Annotated in this window: 18 protein-coding genes; 13 read left to right on the plus strand and 5 right to left on the minus strand. The window is 63.5% G+C overall.

From position 1 onward, the window contains the following. Positions 1-110: 110 nt before the first annotated feature. The 9 genes from MKI86_RS05285 to MKI86_RS05325 all read left to right on the plus strand — a co-directional run bounded on the left by MKI86_RS05285 (position 111) and on the right by MKI86_RS05325 (position 10,818). Positions 111-872 (plus strand): N-formylglutamate amidohydrolase, encoded by a 762-nt coding sequence (locus MKI86_RS05285; protein ID WP_241598320.1) that lies wholly within the window; start codon positions 111-113, stop codon positions 870-872. Between the two features lie 134 nt (positions 873-1,006). Further along, a complete protein-coding gene (locus MKI86_RS05290; protein WP_241598322.1) occupies positions 1,007-1,516 on the plus strand; it encodes a TRAP transporter small permease subunit in 510 nt (169 codons plus the stop codon). Then, a complete protein-coding gene (locus tag MKI86_RS05295; RefSeq protein WP_241598323.1) occupies positions 1,513-2,835 on the plus strand; it encodes a TRAP transporter large permease in 1,323 nt (440 codons plus the stop codon). Before MKI86_RS05290 ends, MKI86_RS05295 begins: the two co-directional genes overlap by 4 nt. Positions 2,836-2,968: 133 nt before the next feature. Continuing rightward, the gene (locus tag MKI86_RS05300; RefSeq protein ID WP_241598325.1) at positions 2,969-4,024 is read left to right on the plus strand and encodes a TRAP transporter substrate-binding protein; all 1,056 of its coding nucleotides are present in this window, start codon (positions 2,969-2,971) and stop codon (positions 4,022-4,024) included. Positions 4,025-4,098: 74 nt separating this feature from the next. Then, entirely contained in the window at positions 4,099-5,469 is a 1,371-nt protein-coding gene (locus MKI86_RS05305; RefSeq protein ID WP_241598328.1) for a glutamine synthetase family protein, read from the plus strand. 118 nt (positions 5,470-5,587) lie between these two features. Then, the gene (locus tag MKI86_RS05310; RefSeq protein ID WP_241598330.1) at positions 5,588-6,973 is read left to right on the plus strand and encodes an aldehyde dehydrogenase family protein; all 1,386 of its coding nucleotides are present in this window, start codon (positions 5,588-5,590) and stop codon (positions 6,971-6,973) included. Then, positions 6,970-8,115: an iron-containing alcohol dehydrogenase gene (locus MKI86_RS05315; protein ID WP_241598332.1), complete on the plus strand. Its 1,146-nt coding sequence runs from the start codon at positions 6,970-6,972 to the stop codon at positions 8,113-8,115. Before MKI86_RS05310 ends, MKI86_RS05315 begins: the two co-directional genes overlap by 4 nt. A 218-nt stretch (positions 8,116-8,333) precedes the next feature. Then, positions 8,334-9,041, plus strand: coding sequence for an AAA family ATPase (locus tag MKI86_RS05320; RefSeq protein WP_241598334.1), 708 nt, complete (start codon positions 8,334-8,336; stop codon positions 9,039-9,041). Positions 9,042-9,294: 253 nt separating this feature from the next. Then, positions 9,295-10,818, plus strand: coding sequence for a globin-coupled sensor protein (locus MKI86_RS05325; protein WP_241598344.1), 1,524 nt, complete (start codon positions 9,295-9,297; stop codon positions 10,816-10,818). A 366-nt stretch (positions 10,819-11,184) separates the two neighbouring features. On the opposite strand, the gene MKI86_RS05330 is transcribed toward MKI86_RS05325, so the two are convergent. Beyond that, complete coding sequence (locus MKI86_RS05330) at positions 11,185-12,597, minus strand: L,D-transpeptidase family protein (RefSeq protein ID WP_241598347.1); 1,413 nt, start codon at positions 12,595-12,597, stop codon at positions 11,185-11,187. A gap of 229 nt (positions 12,598-12,826) precedes the next feature. On the opposite strand from MKI86_RS05330, the gene MKI86_RS05335 reads away from it, so the two are divergent. Further along, a complete protein-coding gene (locus MKI86_RS05335) occupies positions 12,827-13,681 on the plus strand; it encodes a DUF4432 family protein (protein WP_241598349.1) in 855 nt (284 codons plus the stop codon). A 70-nt stretch (positions 13,682-13,751) separates the two neighbouring features. Then, positions 13,752-14,090, plus strand: coding sequence for a protein tyrosine phosphatase family protein (locus MKI86_RS05340; RefSeq protein ID WP_241598354.1), 339 nt, complete (start codon positions 13,752-13,754; stop codon positions 14,088-14,090). 144 nt (positions 14,091-14,234) lie between these two features. On the opposite strand, the gene MKI86_RS05345 is transcribed toward MKI86_RS05340, so the two are convergent. From MKI86_RS05345 to MKI86_RS05360, 4 genes are all read right to left on the minus strand, one after another. Continuing rightward, on the minus strand, positions 14,235-15,884 hold the full coding sequence (locus MKI86_RS05345; protein WP_241598355.1) for a thiamine pyrophosphate-binding protein: 1,650 nt from the start codon (positions 15,882-15,884) through the stop codon (positions 14,235-14,237). Continuing rightward, positions 15,881-17,077: a succinate--glutarate CoA-transferase gene (caiB, locus tag MKI86_RS05350; RefSeq protein ID WP_241598356.1), complete on the minus strand. Its 1,197-nt coding sequence runs from the start codon at positions 17,075-17,077 to the stop codon at positions 15,881-15,883. The genes MKI86_RS05345 and caiB overlap by 4 nt, the downstream gene beginning before the upstream one ends. Positions 17,078-17,239: 162 nt before the next feature. Further along, a complete protein-coding gene (locus MKI86_RS05355) occupies positions 17,240-18,184 on the minus strand; it encodes a DMT family transporter (RefSeq protein WP_241598358.1) in 945 nt (314 codons plus the stop codon). Beyond that, a complete protein-coding gene (locus MKI86_RS05360) occupies positions 18,181-19,140 on the minus strand; it encodes an alpha/beta hydrolase (RefSeq protein ID WP_241598360.1) in 960 nt (319 codons plus the stop codon). Before MKI86_RS05360 ends, MKI86_RS05355 begins: the two co-directional genes overlap by 4 nt. Positions 19,141-19,315: 175 nt before the next feature. Here MKI86_RS05360 and MKI86_RS05365 point away from each other — a divergent pair, with 175 nt between their 5' ends. Beyond that, positions 19,316-19,459 carry a hypothetical protein gene (locus tag MKI86_RS05365; protein WP_241598362.1) on the plus strand — a complete coding sequence of 48 codons (144 nt, stop codon included), beginning with the start codon at positions 19,316-19,318 and terminating at the stop codon, positions 19,457-19,459. Positions 19,460-19,669: 210 nt separating this feature from the next. Next, on the plus strand, positions 19,670-20,080 hold the full coding sequence (locus MKI86_RS05370; RefSeq protein WP_241598369.1) for a ribonuclease T2 family protein: 411 nt from the start codon (positions 19,670-19,672) through the stop codon (positions 20,078-20,080). The last annotated feature ends 98 nt before the right edge of the window (positions 20,081-20,178 follow it).

Here is a 20,178-nt window from a genome sequence, read left to right on the forward strand (position 1 = left end):
TTCGAGTCAAATGTTTTTTTGAAGAGATTTCTTCACGCGACGGTTGACAGCGGCTGTTGAGTGAAGAATTCTTTTCAGTAACGATAAAAGCCGGTCGAGGGGATCAGGCTATGGCAATTCTGACTGGAGAGGAGGGCGACCCTGTCGCCCTGGAGAATGCTGTTGCGCAGGGCCGGGTGATCCTGGTTTGCGAACATGCATCGCGCCTGCTACCGGCGTCGCTCGGCACACTCGGCCTTTCCGTCGAGGCGCTTGCCAGCCATATCGCCTGGGATCCCGGCGCGCTCGCGGTTTCGCGGCTGATGGCGGAGCAACTCGACGCTACGCTGCTGTTCCAGCGCTTCTCCCGTCTCGTCTACGATTGCAATCGCCCGCCGGAATCGCCGGCCGCCATGCCCGAGAAGAGCGAAGTCTTCGACGTGCCCGGCAATGTCGGCCTCGACCAGGCGGCGCGCGATGCCCGCACCCAGGCGCTCTACATTCCCTTCCGCGATACGCTGCGCGACCTCGTGGAGGCGCGGATTGCGGCAGGCAGCCAACCCGTCATCGTGACGATGCACAGTTTCACGCCGGTCTATTTCGGCAAGCCGCGCGATGTCGAGATCGGCATCCTGCACGATGCCGATACGCGCCTTGCCGATGCCATGCTGGCGGCCGCGGGCACGGACGGCCGCTATACCATTCGCCGCAACGAGCCCTATGGGCCGGATGACGGCGTGACGCACACGCTTCGGGAGCACGGCCTGTCCAAGGGCCTTCCCAATGTGATGATCGAGGTCCGCAACGACCTTATTCAGGACGAAGCCGGTCAAGAGGTCGTGGCCGGCTATCTGACGGGGCTGCTCGGCGCGGCCCTGTCGGCAATTCAATAAAAAAGACCTGGGAACGAACGGCCCGTGGAAACGGAACTGAAAACGAACTGGAGAGGCGAAGCGAATGCTTGCGTTATCGCAATGGAGGGATGGTCCGGCTGAGAGACCCGGCGCTGCCGACGGAGGCAGAGACCATGCCTGATATCATCAAGAGCTATGTACGCTTCGTCGACACGTTCAACCGGCGCGTCGGCATTGTCGCGATGTACCTGATCTTCGCCATGTTCGCGATCCTGCTCTACTCCTCGCTGTCCAAGGCCTTCCGCCTGCCGGCGAACTGGACGCTTGAATCTGCGCAGTTCACCATGGCCGCCTACTATATGCTGGGCGGTGCCTTTGCCATGCAGACCGGCGACCACGTCCGCATGGACCTGTTCTACGGCACCTGGTCTGTCCGCAAGCGCGCGATCTTCGACATCGTGACCAGCATCGCGCTGATCGTCTTCCTCGGGTTCATGCTCTATGGCGGCATTTCGAGCACGACCTACTCCATACAGTTCAAGGAAAAGAGCTTCACCGCCTGGGCGCCCTATATGGCGCCGATCAAGATCGTCATGACATTCGGAGTGTTCATGATGCTCGCACAGTCGCTCTCCTCGCTCTTCAAGGATATCGCCGAATTGCGCGGAAGGCCGATCGCATGAGCTATGAATTCATCGCAATCACGATGTTCGCCGGCATGATGGTGCTACTGCTCACAGGGCAGCGCGTCTTCGCCGTGATCGGCTTCGTCGGCGTTGTCGCCGCCTTCCTGCTGTGGGGCGAGGGCGGCTCCGAGATGGGCTTCTCGTCTGCCATGAAGCTCGTCAAATGGTATCCGATGCTCACGGTGCCGATGTTCGTTTTCATGGGCTACATGCTCTCTGAATCGGGCATCGCCGAGGACATGTACAAGGCGATCCATGTCTGGATGGGGCCGATCAATGGCGGTCTGGCGCTCGGAACCGTCGGGCTCATGGTGATCATCTCCGCCATGAACGGGCTGTCGGTCGCCGGCATGGCGATCGGCGCGACCATCGCGTTGCCGGAACTGCTGCGTCGCGGTTATGACAAGGTCATGATGACGGGCGTGGTGCAGGGCGGCTCGACGCTGGGCATCCTGCTGCCGCCAAGCGTGGTGCTGGTGCTCTACGGCATGATCGCCCGCGTTCCGGTCGGCCAGCTCTGGCTTGCCGGCCTTCTGCCCGGCCTGATGATGGCGGCGCTGATGGCGATCTACGTCTATGTGCGCTGCCGTGTAAACCCGGCGCTCGGTCCGGCGCTGCCGCTGTCGGAGCGCAATGTGCCGTTCCGCGAGAAGGTGCGGCTACTTTCGGCCGGCATCGTTCCCCTCGGCATCTTCGTGCTCATGATGTGGCTGTTCCTCAGCGGGATCGCGAGCCTTGTCGAAAGCTCGGCCGTTGGCGCGATCTCCTCGGCGCTCGTCGCCTGGTGGCGTGGCCGCCTCAGCGCCCGGCTGTGGAACGATGTGCTGCAGAAGACGCTCGGCATCACCTGCATGTTCATGTGGATCCTGATCGCCTCGCTCTGCTTCGGCGCCGTGTTCGACGGTCTTGGTGCGGTGAAATCGATCGAGCGTTTCTTCCTCGGCGACCTCGGCCTCGAGCCCTGGCAGGTGCTGGTGCTGATGCAGCTCTCGTTCCTGGTCATGGGGATGTTCCTGGACGATACCGCGATGCTCGTCATCGTCGCACCGCTCTACATTCCGCTGGTGCAGAAGCTGGGCTTCGATCTCGTGTGGTACGGCGTGCTCTACACGATCACGTGCCAGATCGCCTACATCACGCCGCCCTTCGGCTACAACCTGTTCATGATGCGTGCGATGGCGCCGCCCGAAATCGGTATGCGGGACATCTACAAGTCGATATGGCCCTTTGTCGGGATCATGGCCGCAAGCCTGATCATCATCGGCGTGTTCCCGGAAATCGCGACATGGCTGCCGAACAATTACTACAGCAAATGACCGGGTTCCCGGCGGTGGGAGCCGCCGGGCATTCGATGGACACCACGAGGCCGACAGAAGAAAAAGGATTTTCCGACCGGGATGAACGGCCTGCCCGGCACCAGAAGAGTTATATAACCAGAGGGATAGAGACATGACGAACAGACGGCAATTTCTTACGCGCGCCGGCGCGGTCACCATCGGTGCGGCCGGAGCCGCCACGCTGGCGGCACCCGCAGTGGTGAAGGCCCAGACGACCATCAAGTGGCGCTTCCAGACCTATGCGGGCGCCGCGCTCGGCGAACACGTCACCAAGCCGATCATCGACGCGATCAATTCCGCGGCGCAGGGCGAACTGGAGATCGAACTCTACTTCGCCGACCAGATCGTGCCGACAGGCGAGCTCTTCCGCGCGCTCCAGGCCGGCACGATCGACGCCGTGCACTCCGACGACGACTCCATGGCTTCGCCGGCGGATGTCGCGACCTTCGGCGGCTATTTCCCGCTCGCCACCAAGCAGATCCTCGACGTGCCCGTGCTGTTCAAGCAGTACGGTCTCGCCGATATCTGGAAGTCCTCCTATGAAAAGGTCGGCGGCGTCGTATGGCTGTCGTCCTCTGGGCAGGACCCGTGCCACTTCAACACCAAGAAGGCGATCACGTCGCTCAAGGATCTCGATGGCCTGCGTCTCTATACATTCCCGACGGCCGGCCGCTTCCTGACCCAGTTCGGTGTCGTGCCCGTCACCATTCCCTACGAAGACGCGCAGGTGGCCGTTCAGACCGGCGAACTCGACGGCATGGCCTGGTCCGGCATCACCGAGGACTATACGGTCGGCTGGGCCGATGTGACGGACCACTTCCTGACGAACAACATTTCGGGTGCCTGGATCGGCTCCTTCTTCGTCAACGAGAAGAAGTGGGCGGAACTGCCCGATCACCTGAAGAAGCTGGTCATGACGGCCATCGAGGCCGGCAACAACTACCGCGACCAGTGGTACTGGGGCGGAGAGGCGAAGCTGCGCGCCGAGGGCACGAAGCTGAAGCTCACCAGCATCCCGAGCGAAGAATGGAAGGCCGTCGAAGATGCGGCGAAGGTGTTCTGGAAGGAAATCGCCGAACAGGGCGAGACGGCCGCCAAGGTCGTGAAGATCTTCGAGGACTACAACGCCATCATCAACAAGGCCGGCCCGCCCTACGTCAACGGCTGATGCCACAATGCTATCGAACCGGGCCCGCCAAGGCCCGGTTCATCACGACGCCATAACCCCGCAGGAACACCCCGATGACTGTGCGCTATACATTTGACGACCTGAAGAAGGATGTGGCCGAAGGCCGTATCGACACCGTGCTGGCCTGCCTTGTCGACATGCAGGGGCGCCTGATGGGCAAGCGGTTCCACGCGCAGTATTTCGTCGACAGCGCCTACGAGGAAACGCACAGCTGCAACTACCTGCTGGCGACCGACATGGAGATGGAAACCGTTTCCGGCTACAAATCCACCAGCTGGGAGGCTGGCTACGGCGACTATACGATGAAGCCGGACCTCGAGACGCTGCGAAAGCTGCCCTGGCTGGAAGGCACGGCGATGGTGCTGTGCGATGTGCTTGACCACCATACCCATGAAGAGGTGCCGCATTCGCCGCGCGCCATCCTCAAGAAGCAGGTGAAACGGTTGGAGGCCATGGGCCTCAAGGCCTTCATGGCAAGCGAGCTCGAATTCTACCTGTTCGACCAGACCTTCGATCACGCGCGCGAAAGCGGCTATCGCGATCTGCTGCCGGTCAGCGGCTATAATGAGGATTACCACATCTTCCAGACCACCAAGGAGGAGGATGTCATGCGCGCGCTGCGCAACGGCTTGCAGGGCGCCGGCATTCCCGTTGAAAATTCGAAGGGCGAGGCCTCTCCCGGCCAGGAAGAAATCAATGTGCGTTATGCCGAGGCGGTCACGATGGCCGACCGGCATTCCATCATCAAGAACGCCACCAAGGAAATCGCCTGGCAGCGCGGCAAGGCCGTGACGTTCCTGGCCAAATGGAACTACAACGCCGCCGGGTCTTCCTCGCACATCCATCAGTCGCTGTGGAGCCTCGACGGCAAGGAGGCGAAGTTCTTTGAGAAGGACGCCAAGTACGGCATGTCCGACCTGATGCGGAACTATATTGCCGGGTTGCTCGCCCATGCCAGCGAGATCACCTATTTCCTCGCGCCCTATATCAATTCCTACAAGCGCTTCGTCGCCGGCACCTTTGCGCCGACCAAGGCGATCTGGAGCAAGGACAACCGCACCGCAGGCTATCGCCTGTGCGGTGAGGGGACGAAGGGCATCCGCATCGAATGCCGCGTCGGCGGTTCCGACCTCAATCCCTATCTGGCGATGGCGGCCCTTCTCGCGGCCGGCATTGCCGGCATCGAGCAGAAGCTGGAACTGGAGGCCCCCTTCGAGGGCGACGCCTATCGCGGCAAGGATATTCGCGAAATCCCCAAGACGCTGCGCGCGGCGTCTGCGGTGCTGAAAACGTCCAGCATGCTGCGCGAGGCCTTCGGCGACGACGTGATCGACCACTATGTCCGCGCGGCCGAATGGGAGCAGGAAGAGTATGATCGCCGCATCACCGACTGGGAGGTGGCGCGGGGCTTCGAGAGGGCGTAAGGCTCAAGCCAGTCAAGGTCGAACCGACCCCGGCTTATAACCCTTCAGGGATATTTGCCGCGTGCCCGGATCGGCTATTGTCGGGCGGAAACTTCATATCGGAAACAGGAAATCGATCATGACCGTGATCAAATGCATATCCCCCGTGGACGGCTCGGTTTACGCCGAGCGTGAGGCGATGCCGCTGGCGACCGCACAGGCGGCCGTGGCCCGCGCGAAGAAGGCGCAGAAAGCCTGGGCCAAGCGCCCGCTCGACGAGCGTATCCAGCTCGTCCTGAAGGGCGTTGCCCGCGTCAACGAAATGGCCGACGAGATCGTGCCCGAGATTGCCTGGCAGATGGGCCGCCCGGTGCGTTACGGCGGCGAGTTCAAGGGCTTCAACGAGCGCTCGAACTACGTGGCCGAGATCGCCGGCTCGTCGCTGGCGCCGATCGTCATCGAGAATTCCGAGCGTTTCGAGCGCCGCATCGAGCGCGAGCCGCACGGTATCGTCTTCGTCATCGCGCCGTGGAACTATCCCTATATGACGGCGATCAACACGATTGCGCCGGCGCTGATGGCCGGCAATGTCGTGATCATCAAGCACGCCGCGCAGACGCTGCTCGTCGGCGAGCGTCTGGTGCGCGCCTTCAACGAGGCCGGTGTGCCGGAGGATGTTTTCCAAAACGTCTTCCTCGATCATGACACAACCTCGGCGCTGATCGCTGGCAACGCCTTCGATTTCGTCAATTTCACGGGCTCCGTCGAGGGCGGTCGTGCCATCGAGCGTGCCGCCGCAGGAACCTTCACGCCCGTCGGTCTCGAACTCGGCGGCAAGGATCCGGGCTATGTGATGGAGGACGCCGATCTCGACGCCGCCGTCGACACGCTGATGGATGGTGCGACCTACAATTCGGGGCAGTGCTGCTGCGGCATCGAGCGCATCTATGTCAACGAGGCGCTCTACGACGAATTCGTCGAGAAGTCGGTGGCCTGGGTTTCGAACTACAAGCTCGGCAACCCGCTGGACCCGGAAACCACGCTCGGCCCGATGGCGCACAAGCGCTTTGCCGCGACCGTTCGCGCGCAGATCGCGGATGCCGTTTCGAAGGGCGCGAAGGCTCTGGTCGATCCCAAGCTGTTCCCGGCCGATGACGGCGGCGCCTATGTTGCACCGCAGATCCTTGTCGATGTCGATCACTCCATGGAATTCATGACGGAGGAGACATTCGGTCCTGCCGTCGGCATCATGAAGGTGAAGAGCGACGCCGAAGCGCTCGCGCTGATGAACGACTGCAAGTACGGCCTCACCGTCTCGCTATGGACGAAGGACAGCGAACGCGCCGCCACCATCGCCCGCGATCTGGAAACCGGCACGGTGTTCCAGAACCGCGCCGACTATCTCGATCCGGCGCTGTGCTGGACGGGCGTGAAGGAAACCGGCCGAGGCGGCTCGCTCTCCGTGATCGGCTTCCACAACCTGACCCGCCCGAAATCCTACCACTTCAGGAAAGCACTCGCATGACCATCACCGCCAACTGGAGCTATCCGACCGCGATCAAGTTCGGGGCCGGGCGCATCAAGGAACTGGCCGACCACTGCAAGGCCGTCGGCATGAAGAAGCCGCTGCTGATCACCGACCGCGGCCTTTCGACCATGGCAATCACCCAGGGCGCGCTCGACATTCTCGACGCGGCTGGCCTCGGCCGGGCGATGTTTGCGGAGGTCGATCCGAATCCGAACGACAAGAACCTCGAAGCCGGCGTCAAGGCGTTCAAGGCCGGCGGCCATGACGGCGTGGTCGCCTTCGGCGGCGGTTCCGGCCTCGACCTCGGCAAGGCCGTTGCCTTCATGGCCGGCCAGACGCGGCCCGTCTGGGATTTCGAGGATATCGGCGACTGGTGGACCCGCGCCAATTCCGACGGCATCGCGCCGATCGTCGCCGTGCCGACGACGGCCGGCACCGGCTCGGAAGTCGGCCGCGCTTCGGTCATCACGAATTCCGAGACGCACACCAAGAAGGTGATCTTCCATCCGAAGTTCCTGCCGTCGGTGACGATCTGCGATCCGGAACTGACGGTCGGCATGCCGAAGGTCATCACGGCTGGAACGGGCATGGATGCCTTCGCCCATTGCCTGGAAGCCTACAGCTCGCCGTTCTATCACCCGATGAGCCAGGGCATTGCGCTGGAAGGCATGCGCCTCGTCAAGGAATACCTGCCGCGCGCCTACAAGGACGGCACGGATATCGAGGCCCGCGCCCATATGATGTCGGCCGCCGCCATGGGCGCGGTTGCCTTCCAGAAGGGGCTCGGCGCGATCCACTCGCTGTCGCATCCGGTTGGTGCGATCTACAACACCCATCACGGCATGACCAATGCCGTCGTGATGCCGCCGGTCCTGACCTTCAACCGCCCGGCCATCGAGGCGAAGATTGCCAGCGCCGCCGCCTATCTCGGCATTGCCGGCGGCTTCGACGGCTTCTTCGACTATGTGCTGCGGCTGCGCGAGGAACTCGGCGTTCCCGACAAGCTCTCGGCGCTCGGCGTCGGCACGGACCGGATCGACGAAATGTCGGAAATGGCGATCGTCGACCCCACCGCCGGTGGCAACCCGGTGGAACTCACGCTCGAGGCTGCCAAACGGCTCTTCAGCGAGTGCATCTGACTTCTCACCCGTGACAATTGATAGAAGCCCGGAAAGCCTTGGTTTTCCGGGCTTCTTCGTTTTCCGGACCCGACTTTTCACCCGCTTCCCCATCTTGAAGGTGCGGATATTTGCATTTCGTTAACCCTGTTTTGAAAGATTCGATTAACCGACGCCATTCCCTTCCGGCGCCTTGAAGAGAGCGATGACGCCGCTCAACCGCATCCATGAGGAACGCCATGCCAGTCATCACATTCGCCAATGCCAAGGGCGGCGCGGGCAAGACCACCGCAGCGCTGATCCTCGCGACCGAGCTTGCAAGCCAGGGATATCGCGTCACGATCCTCGATGCCGATCCGCAGCGCTGGATCAGCCATTGGCACGAGGTTACCGGCCGCCAGCGCAACATCGTCGTCATCTCCGAAGTGTCGATGGCATCCCTACAGGGCCACATCCGCGAAAACCGGGATACGACGGACTATTTCGTCATCGACCTCGCCGGTGCGCGCGATGCGCTCGTGGCCACCGCCATGGGCCTTTCCGACCATGTGATGATCCCCGTGCAGGGCTGTGCGATGGATGCGCGCGGGGCCGCACAGATCCTCGACCTGCTCGGCCAGCTTGCCGAGAAGGCGGGCATCCGCATCGCCCATTCCGTGGTGCTGACGCGGATGAACGCGCTGGTCACTACCCGCGCCATGACCGCCATCAAGACGCTGCTGTCGGCAAAGGGCGTGCATGTGCTGGATACGCCGATTGCAGAGCGCACGGCGTTCCGCGACATCTTCGACTGTGGCGGAACGTTTGCCACGATGGACCCGGCCAAGGTGAGCAATCTCGACAAGGCGCGTGAGAATGCACGGCTTCTTGCGCAGGAGGTGCTCCGGCTCGTGCCGGCGCGTCGTCGCAGGACGGGCGGCTCCGGCATGTCCCGGTTGGCAGCCTGATGAAGGACATTGATGGAATACAGGAACGGCTGCGACGATTTGTGAAGCCAGATCATATGGATAATCGCGTGGAGCGGTAATCAACAATTTACCATGGGCATCTAAGAGTGGCGCATCAGAAAGCCTCCACGGAAGGCCCTGTGCCTTCTGATAAACCCATGATGGGTGCGGGCTCTTGCATGCCGTCAGGCCTGCGTCCCGATGGAACAGTGCTGCTTTTCACATTCTCCATTTTTGCCGGGGTATTTTCAGTATGAAGTCCTTATCGCCCACTGCCGGACCTAATCACGATATTGCCCGTCGCCTCGACTATCTCGGCCTGGATGCGGCCGCGCTGGAACGGCTGCGCAGCCTGAAGCCTTTCATCGAGAAGGAGCTCGGCACGGCGCTGGACAAGTTCTATTCCGTCGTGCGCAACAGCCCGGAAGTGAACCACCTCTTTTCGAACGACGCCCATATGAACCGGGCGAAGACCGCGCAGCTCGGGCACTGGGCCAATATCGCCGCGGGTGACTTCACCGGCGACTACGCCGCAAAAGTGACGACGATCGGTCACGTTCACGCGCGTATCGGGCTTGAGCCGCGCTGGTATATCGGCGGCTATGCGCTGATCATCGAGCACCTGCTGACGGAGTCGGTTCGCTCGCTCTGGCCGAAGCAGGGCCTGTTCGGCCGTCAGGAAATCAAGCCGGAGGAGTTTTCCGCCCGGCTCAGCAGCCTCATCAAGGCGATCTTCCTCGACATGGACCTGTCCATATCGGTCTACATGGATACGTCCGACGTCGCCAAGCAGCAGGCGGTGCAGGCACAGGTTCTCGCCGACGAGCGCCAGCTCGTCAGCGATGCCTTCGGCGCGGCACTGAAGCGCATTTCGGACGGCGACCTGACCGCACGCATCACCGGCCCGCTGCCCGAAGCCTATGGCGCGCTGCGCGAGGACTTCAACCACGCCATTTCGGCCCTGTCGCAGGCAATCGGCAATATCGGCGTCGGCGCGGGATCGATCCATCTCAGCGCGCGCGAAATCGCGTCGGCGTCCGACGACCTTGCCAAACGCACGGAACGGCAGGCGGCCAATCTCGAGGAAACGGCGGCCGCCGTCGAACAAGTGACGACCACCGTTCGCCAGACCGCGCAGAGCGCCAACGAGGCCAATGCGCTGGTGATGGCCGCGCGCGACAATGCACAGCGCAGCGGCGAGGTGGTGGAAGAGGCGATCACCGCCATGGGCGAAATCCAGGCGTCGTCCGCCGCCATCGCCAATATCATCGAGGTCATCGACGAGATCGCCTTCCAGACCAACCTGCTCGCGCTCAATGCCGGCATCGAGGCCGCGCGCGCCGGCGAGGCGGGCCGCGGTTTTGCCGTCGTCGCTTCGGAAGTGCGTGCGCTCGCGCAGCGCTGCGCCGATGCGGCGAAAGACATCCAGAACCTCATCGCCAAGTCGCATGGGCAGGTGGAGGGCGGCGTGCGTTCGGTCAACGAGGTCGCCCAGTCGCTGCGCCAGATCGTTTCGCAGGTCGTGGAGGTGAGTTCGGTGTTTAACACCATTCGCGCCAGCACCGCCGAACAGGCGACCGGCCTCCAGGCCGTCAATCAGGCGGTCAACGCCATGGACCAGATCACCCAGCAGAATGCCGCCATGGTCGAGCAGGCCAATGCCGCGAGCCAGGCGCTGACGCAGGAGGCCGCCTCCATCGCCGCGCAGCTCTCCACCTTCCGCACCGACGGCACCGCGCGACCGGCGCAGGGCTCGGGCTATACCCGCGCGGCCTGAACCGCATCCTTCGACGAAAGGCCGGGCAGAGACCCGGCCTTTTTCATTTCTGCATGCGGGTCTTCAAAAGGTCCATCAACTTGCCGTGCCGGGCAGCGTGGCGCGTCCCAGAAGGCGATGAGATCGGCGGCGAGGGGCCGTGATGGGAAGCGTGGTGGCGAGGCTGAGGCTAAGCAGGTCCGACCGGAGTTTGTGGGCATTGATCACCGAAGAAGGGCTTTCGCCCCTTTGGAACGGGATGAGCGCACTTTCCGGGTAAAGTCAGCCGATTTCAGGCCGCGTAATGGCAGGGTGTTTGTTTCGCCGTTATGCTCGAAAGAAAAAGCCGGCCAAGAGGCCGGCTCGTTTCGGTTGCTTCCCCATCCGTCAGTCGACGAATTCGACGGTGACACCGCCGCTCGTCATCTTGGCGAGTTCGGTGGCGTCCCAGTTGGTCAGGCGGATACAGCCGTGGCTCTGGGTCTTGCCGATCTTCGACGGCTCGGGCGTGCCGTGGATGCCGTAGGTCGGCTTGGAGAGCGCGATCCACACCGTGCCGACAGGGCCGTTCGGGCCGGGCTGGAGGGTCAGCACCTTGTCGTTGCTGCCCTGCTTGAAATTGATCTTCGGATTGTAGGTATAGCCCGGATTGAGCGCGATGCGCTCGACCGTGACAGTGCCGGACGGCGAGGGGGTGTCGGCTGACCCGATGCTGGCCGGATAGGCGGCGATGAGCGTGCCGTTGGCATCGTAGGCCAAGACCTGCTTGCGGCCCTTATCGGCGAGGATCTTGGCGACCTTGCCGGTCTTCGGCTTGCCGATGTCCACGACCTTCACGAGCGTGCCGGGAATGGTGAAGTCCACGCCCGGATTGATCTCCTTCAGGTAAGCCTCGTCCATATGAAACTTCTCGGCCAGCATTTCCGTGGTCGAGGTGAAGGAGAGATGCGGCAGGGCCGCCTTGTGGGCATAGTCGTCCGGGATCGACGCCACATAGGGGCCCGCCGCGTCGGCGGCGGTGATCTCGTAGGTGGTGAAGGCCATGCCGCCGGACAGGCGCAGGCGTTCCAGGATGTCGTCGGTATTGTTCGGATCGAGCGTTTCGCCCGTCGCGTTCTGCCACGCCTCTATGGCCTTGGTGACGTTCGAGCCCTTCTTGCCGTCGATGACGCCCGGCGAGAAGCCCTCACGGTCGAGGAAAACCTGGAGCGCCGTGACCTCGTTGGACGACATCTTGCCGAGCGCCGTGGCGGGCGCGAATTTCGGGCCGGGCACGAACTCCTGGTTCGGATCGGCCGGCAGGGCGGCCATGTCGTCGTTGTTGAATTCGGGCAGGGCCTGCGAGCCGCCAAAATCGGCATCGGGGAGTTGCTGGCGCTCGATGTCGCCCGGCAGCGCCTCGCGCATCTCCGGTACGGATCCCGTCGTTACGTCGTCGCCATAGTCCGAGCCGGGTGCCGGCGGAAAGTATTCAGGGTTGGTTTCGTCATAGCCGCGCACCGGGCGATAGCGGTCGCGACGGGGGCGATAGTCATCGCCGCGGGCGAAGTAGCGGTCGGCCGGCATGGCGGTGGCGATGACGTCACCCCACGAATCGACCAGCACCGAGCGGCCGCGATTGTCACGCGTCCAGCGGACGCTGCCATCGTTGGGAACGTAGTCGAGAATGTCGCCATCAGGCGAAACGAGAACCGTATCGCGGGGCAGCTGGTGCTGTTGCGCGGCGGCGGGCAGGGTGGCGATTCCGAGAGCGGAGATCGCAGCAATAAGCGAAATGCTTGATTTCAATATCGATTTCACGGTCTTAACCTGCCAGACTGCATATATCGCGCGGACGGAACACTTGAATTCAGACCTTAATATGGAAAATCTGAATCGATGGTGAACGTAACGTCAACGCATCGTGCAAATAGTTGTTACCAATGCTTTGAGCCGCCGGAAATATGCGGGCCTCCACGCGCTGCCGGTGGTGTTGCGTGACCGTTCGCTCTAGCATCTCGTCCTCCTCAATCCCTGGCCGGAGCCACTCATGACCTTTGCCCTCACCGCCTCGACGGAAGACCAGGCCTTTCGTCTTGAGCTGACGCCGCACTCGGCACTCGATGTCGGCACCGCCGTGTTTCATGGCGTGGACATCACTCCAGGCACGGCCATACCGTCTGACGGCGATCCTCGTATCGATAAGGCGCTACCCGGCTTTTTGTTCACATGCGGGCCTGATCACATCCGCCACCCCGTGCCTGTGGAGGGGGCGGCGGACGGCAGTCGCTACCCGTTGCACGGGTCGCTGTCCTCCCATCCCGCCCGCGATATCCAGATCGAGGCGGACGAGGACGAGGTGGTCTGCGAGGGACAGGTCGATGTTGGGCTGGCGCATGGCGGCGCGGCGACGCTGTCGCGCCGCTGGCGGGCCGACCGGCTGACCGGCCACATCACGCTTGATGATCTCGTAACGAACACCGGTGAAACGTCCTGGCCGCCGTTCGCGATGTACCACATCAATTTCGGCACGGGGCTATTCGATGCCGATACGCGATTGACCGGCGCCATGCTGCCCGGCGGCAGCGTGCCGTGGCGCTTCGAGGACGGCGACATGCGGATCTTCTGCGTGTCGGCAACGGACACGGCTGAGCATGGCTGGGCCGAGATATCGGTCGGGCCGATCGCCGCGCTGGGTGGGCGCAGCGTGCATATCCGGTTCCGGACCGATACGCTGCCCTGGCTTCAGGTGTGGCGCAACCAGTCGCCGGGATGCGCGGTGCTCGGCATCGAGCCGGTATCCCATCGCCTTGCTGCGCGCGAAGAGTTGATCGCAAGCGGCGAGGCGCCGGATTTCGCGCCTGGCGAAAACATCGGTTATGCGCTCTCCTTCGAGGTGCGCTAGCGCATATGATTGACGGTCCCGCGGCACAGGCTTAAACGGTGGGCGCATCTTTTTTGGAAAGGACACGTCCATGGATATCCGCGAGATCAACGACGAATATTCCGTTTCCGGCCAGATCACGGTCGAAGACCTCGACGCGATCGCCGCCATGGGGTTCAAGTCCATCGTCTGCCACCGCCCCGACCATGAGGAAGCCGGCCAGCCGGAATTTTCCGCGATTGCCGCGCGCGCCAGCGAATTCGGCATCGAAACGGCGCATGTGCCTGTCGGCCCGATGGGCGTGACGCCGGAGGCGGTGAGGGGGATGGTCGACGCGCTCGACGAACTGCCGCGCCCCATGCTCGGCTATTGCCGCTCTGGCATGCGCTCGACGAAGACCTACGAACAGACCCAGCATATTCGCGGCTGAAGCGCGCGGGTGAGGGCAGTCCCTCATCCGCCTGCCGGCGCCTTCTCCCCGCAAGCGCGGCAAAGGGGCATGCCGAACCGGTTTCCAGAACCATCACCTATGCAAGGGAATGGCCATCGGGATGCGGGGCCTCCGGCCGTGCGGTTATTTTCCACCCCGGATATCCGAGAGCGTGCGCATGGGCGTGATCGCTTCCGGGTCGAGTTTCACCTCGATGATCGCCGGCTTGCCGCTGGCGCGCGCGCGCAGGAAGGCGGGCGCGAAGTCTTCCGTCTTCTCCACCGTCTCGCCGTGGCCGCCATAGGCGACGGCGAGCGCCGCAAAGTCCGGGTTGGTGAGGTCGGTGGCGCTCACGCGGCCGGGGTATTCCCGCTCCTGATGCATGCGGATCGTGCCGTAGATGCCGTTGTTGACGACGACGGTGATGATCGGCAGACCGTAGCGCACGGCTGTCGCGAATTCCTGACCGTGCATCATGAAGCAGCCGTCACCGGCAAAGCAGACGACTTCGCGCTCGGGAAAGAGCTGCTTGGCGGCGACTGCCGCCGGCAGGCCATAGCCCATGGAGCCTGAGGTCGGCGCGGCCTGCGTTGCGAAACGGCGGAAGCGATGAAAGCGATGCACCCACGTCGCGTAGTTGCCCGCGCCATTGGAGAAGATCGTGTCCTCGGGCGTGTTTTCCTCGATCCAGGCCATGATAGGGCCCATCTGGACGTCGCCCGGGCCTACCATCGGCGGTGTCGACCATTTCAGATAGGCCTCATGCATGGCTGCCGTGCGGGCGGCCCAGCGCGGGGCGGCTTTCGGGGCGAGGTCATCCAGTGCGGCGACGAAATCGTCGGGTGCGGCGCAGATGGCGAGGTCCGGACGGTAGACACGGCCGAGTTCGGACGGATCGGGATAGACATGGACCAACGTTTGCTGCGGGTAGGGGCTTTGCAGCAGGCTATAGGTAGATGAGGGCATTTCCGAATAGCGGCCGCCGAGCAGAACGACGAGGTCGGCCTCGCGGATTTCCTTGCCCAACACCGGGTTTATGCCGATGCCGGAATCGCCGGCGTAGTTCGGGTGCAGGTGATCGAACAGCATCTGCCGCCGGAACGAACAGGAGACCGGCAGCGACCAGCGCTCGGCAAAGGCGGTGAAATCCGCAACTCTTTTCTGCGACCAGCGCGTGCCGCCGAGAATGACGATCGGGCGCTCGGCCTTTTCGAGCAGGGCGGCAAGTTCGGCCATCTGTTTTGCGCCGGGATGGGCCTCCACCGGCATATAGGCCTTTGCGTCCACGGTCTCGACCGCGTCCCTCAGCATGTCCTCGGGCAGGGCGAGCACGACAGGGCCGGGGCGGCCTGAGGTCGCGACGGCAAAGGCGCGGGTGACGAATTCCGGGATGCGACGGGCGTCATCGATCTCCGCCACCCATTTGGCCACCTCGGTGAAGGCGCGGCGATATTCGACCTCCTGAAAGGCCTCGCGTTCGCGCGCGTCGCGCTGCACCTGGCCGATGAACAGGATCATCGGAATGGAATCCTGCCGGGCGATGTGCAGGCCGGCAGAGGCGTTGGTTGCACCCGGGCCCCGCGTGACCATACAGATGCCGGGCTCGCCGGTGAGCCGGCCCCAGCAATCCGCCATCATTGCCGCGCCGCCTTCCTGGCGGCAGACGAGCACGTCGATATCGGTGTCGTGCAGCGCATCGAGCACGGCGAGATAGCTCTCGCCCGGTACGCAGGCAATGCGTTTGACGCCATTGGCGACGAGGGCATCGACGATCAGCTGGCCACCGGTCTTCATGCGCTTTTCTTTCCGGTTTCAAGGGTTGCGAGTTCGGCCATCACGGCCTCGGTGTGCTCGCCGAGTCGCGGGCTCGGCCGGTCATAGGCGAGGGGTGTGCCGGAAAAGACGATGGGTGTGCGCACGCCGGGAATGATATTGCCGTCGGCGTCCTGCAGGTCGATGCGCAGACCGCGTGCCTTGACCTGCGGATCGTCGAAGGTCTCCGCAATCGAGTTGATCGGACCCGCGGGCACACCGTCCCTCTCGCAGGCGGCCAGCAGTTCGGTCTTGGCGATCGTGGCCGTCGCGGCGGTGACACGGCGGCGCACCTCGTCGCGATTGGCGACGCGCGCGCGGTTGGTGGCGAAGCGCTCGTCGTCCGCCACGCCGTCGAGTTTCAGGATGTTGCAGAGCTTGCGGAACTGCCCGTCGTTGCCGACCGCCAGAATGATATGGCCGTCCGATGTCGGCACCACTTCATAGGGCGAGATATTGGGATGGGCGTTGCCCAGACGCGCCGGCGCCTTGCCGGAAGCGAGGAAATTCATGTTCTGGTTCGCCATGACGGCGGACTGCACGTCGAGCAGCGCCATGTCGATGTGCTGGCCCTGACCGGTCTTCATGACATGGATGAGGGCGGCCTGAATGGCGGTGACGGCATAGATTCCGGTGAAGATATCGGCGATGGCGACGCCCGCCTTCATCGGCTCGCCGTCCGGCGCGCCGGTGACAGACATGAAACCCGACATGCCCTGCACGATATAATCGTAGCCGGCGCGTGCGGCATAGGGGCCGTCCTGCCCGAAGCCGGTGATCGAGCAGTAGATGAGCTTCGGATGCTGTTTGACGAGGCTCGCAAAGTCGAGCCCGTATTTCACGAGGCCGCCCACCTTGAAGTTTTCGATGACCACATCCGCCGTGGCGATGAGGCGGTGAACGGTGTCACGGCCTTCCTCGGTCTTCAGGTCGACGGCGATGGAACGCTTGCCGCGGTTGGTGGAGTGATAATAGGCGGCAGACAGGTTTTCGCCGTCCTTGCCCATCACGAAGGGCGGCCCCCAGGCGCGGGTGTCGTCGCCGCCATCCGGGTTCTCGATCTTGATGACATCGGCGCCCAGATCGGCCAGCATCTGCCCTGCCCAGGGGCCGGCCAGGACCCGTGCCAGTTCGATGACCCTGATGCCGGCAAGTGGCAGGTTCGACTTGTCCATGGTGCACTCCTCCGCGATGGGCGCATGCATGCCCAACGGGCTTTCCGCCTGTTTTCCCTTGGATAACAAAAAGCCTGCAGGCCGCATAGCGGCGGGGGCACGGCAGATGATGACGGCTCAGACTGAGTTGATGCCTGCCGCGCGCGCCGCATTTCGCTTTCGTCAGATCGGTGTGTTGACCGTCGGGATGGTTGCGGTCTTGCCGACCTGGCGTTCGCGCCAGATGACATAGAGGCCCGAGCTGATGATGATGGCGATGCCGAGCCACTTGATGGCATCCGGCAGATGATCGAACACCCACCAGCCGAGCACCGTCGCGGAAACGATCTCCAGATATTGCAGGGGCGCGAGCGTCGAGGCGGGCGCGGAGCGGTAGGCATAGACCCCGAGCACGCCGGCAATGGTGGCGGCGATCGCGGCGCCGGCAATATAAAGCGTATTCGTCATGTCGGGCATGACAGGGGTCAGCATGCCGATGCCGAGGCTGCCGCCGGCGGCGAGCAGCAGGCCTGAGAACAGCGCGCCCCAGAAGCCTGCATAGAACTGCATCGACCACGGATCTTCCTTCTGCGCCACCAGCCGGGTGAGCAAGTAGAAGAGTGCGATGGAGAATGCCGCGACGACAGGCATCAGCGCGATGAGACCCACTTCCTGCAGACTGGGCTGGATGACGAGCAGCGAGCCGAAGAAGCCGACGGCGCAGGCGGTGTAACGCCGCCAGCCGATGGTCTCCTTCAGGACGATCGACCCGAGGATCGTCAGGATGATCGGCTCGACGAAGAAGATGGCGATGGCATCCGCCACCTCCATGACGGCGAGCGCCGTGACGAAGCTGATCATGGTGATCGCCATCAGCAGACCGCGGGCCGCGTGCAGGCCCATCTTGCGCCAGGTCACATCCAGCAGCGTGCCGCGCGCCAGGCAGATCGGTGCCAGCACCACCATCTGGAAGAGCAGGCGGACGAACGTGATCTCGGTGGCCGGCACGGCGGTGACGGCGAGCTTGGCGAAGATATCGATGACCGGGGAGACCAGCACCGAGAGGACCATGAGGAAGAGGCCGAGGCTCACCTCGTTGCGCAACGGTGTTACGGCAGACGTGCTCATGCGGCTTCGGGGCTCCGGCGTTTCTTTTCCGCCACGCGCCGGCACCAGCCGGCAAAGGCGCCCACGGCCGGGTCGCGCAGGGGCGGGATCTCGTTCAGCGTCTCGTGGCGCATGCCGGGATAGACGATCATCGTCACGTCCTCAAGCCGTGATTTTTCAAGCCGCGCTGCGAAGGCGCGCGTCGCGTTGCCGTGGTCCGTCGCCGGATCCTCCCCGCCGCCGACCAGATGGATCGGCAAGGCTTTCGGCAGGCGGCCGAGCCCCTCGGCGGAAGCGCCGGCGAAGGTGACGGCGAAGATGTCGAGCCACATGGAGACATTCACATCGAAGCCGCAGAGCGGATCGGCGATATAGGCGTCCACCTCGGCTGCATCGTGCGACAGCCAGTCGAAGGGCGTGCGCGCGCCGGCGATGCTTTTGCCCCAGGCGCCAAATGTCAGGCGGGGCAGAATGCCGCTCGGCACATCGGACCCCTTCAGCATGCGTTCCGCGGCCAGCACGACCTGGGCGACCCGCCCGGCCGTCCCCGGTTCCAGGTTGGAGTTCCACACGGCCAGCGCATCGATATCGCCCGGATGGGCCTCGGCATAGGCGAGCGCGAGCAGCCCGCCCATGGAGTGGCCGAAGAGCACGAGGGGCAGGCCCGGATGCCGGCTGACGGCCAGGTCGCGGACCGCGCGCATATCCTCCAGCACGCGGACGATGCCGTTCTTCGGCGCAAACTGACCACGCGGCGCATCCCGCGCCGTGGTATGGCCGTGGCCGCGATGATCGTGCGTATAGACGTGGAAGCCTTCATCCGCCATGCGCGCCGCGAATGAGGCGTAGCGCGCGCTGTGTTCGGCTAGGCCGTGGCTCAGGAGCAGGATGCCGCGTGCCTTGCCGCGTGCCGGCGCATGCCGCAACGCAAGCATCGCACCGCTCGGGCTATTGAGCGTCTGGACTTCGCAAAACACCGGCCATTCCTCCCGTTTGCCCAGAGGACAACGTGATTTGCGCAGGAAAGACAATGGGATGCCGCGTGTAATTTTGGCTTCGTTCGCGTTTATCTCGATTTTTGTCCTCTGGGGTTGCATTTTGGTGATTTTTGGTTGCATATGATCTTGTTTTGTTCTCATCGGGGAGCCCGTCATGAAGACGATCGTCACCTTGCCTGCTCAGGTCGCATTATCCCTGCTTATCGCTTATCTCCTTGTTCTCGCTCCGCCCGCAGCATGGGCGCAATCCGCGGTCGCGACGGGCGGCACGCGCGAGGTGCTGTCCGTCGGCTGGTAGGCCGGCTACTGTGCGGCGCGGCCGAAGAGCAAAGGCTGCGCAGGGTTTTCGCCGTCCGCCGATGCGGCACGACGCTTCTCGCTGGTCGGCCGTTTCCAGCCGCGCAAGAGCTATTGCGGCATCGAGGCCGGCCTGGCGCAGAAGGCGAAGAAGGGGGCATGGACCGATCTGCCCGAGGTCAGGCTCGCATCGGCGACCAAGGACCGTCTCATGGCCGCCATGCCGGCTGCGCGATCCGGTTTCGACCGCAGGCTGTGGCTGAAGAGCGGCAGCTGCGTCGCGGCTTCGGCGGAAGCCTACTATGGCCGGTCGCTGGACCTGCTCGACCAGCTCAACGCATCGCCGGTGTTGACCCTCCTTACCCGCAAGGCCGGCGGCACGGTCACGCTGGCGGAGGTGCGCGCGGCCGTCGACACCGCCTTTGGCGCGGGGGCCGGCGAGCGTGTCCGTCTGACCTGCCGCAAGGCCGGCAACCGCACCGTCGTCACCGGCCTGACCATTGGCATCGGAGCCGGAGAAGGAACGCTGACAACGCTGATCGCAGGTGCGAAGCCGACGACGTCGCGGTGTACGGAGGGGTGGACGGGCATGCCAACGGTCGACCGGGCGGCCTTGCAATAAGACGCTGGCTTATCGCATGTGGCTTGTATGCGCTGGCTTCAAGAGATTGCCGCGGGCGGATAATTCGCCTACATAGCGGGCAAATTTGTCCGACCCGG

Source organism: Shinella sedimenti, assembly GCF_022601905.1.
GTDB lineage: Bacteria > Pseudomonadota > Alphaproteobacteria > Rhizobiales > Rhizobiaceae > Shinella > Shinella sedimenti.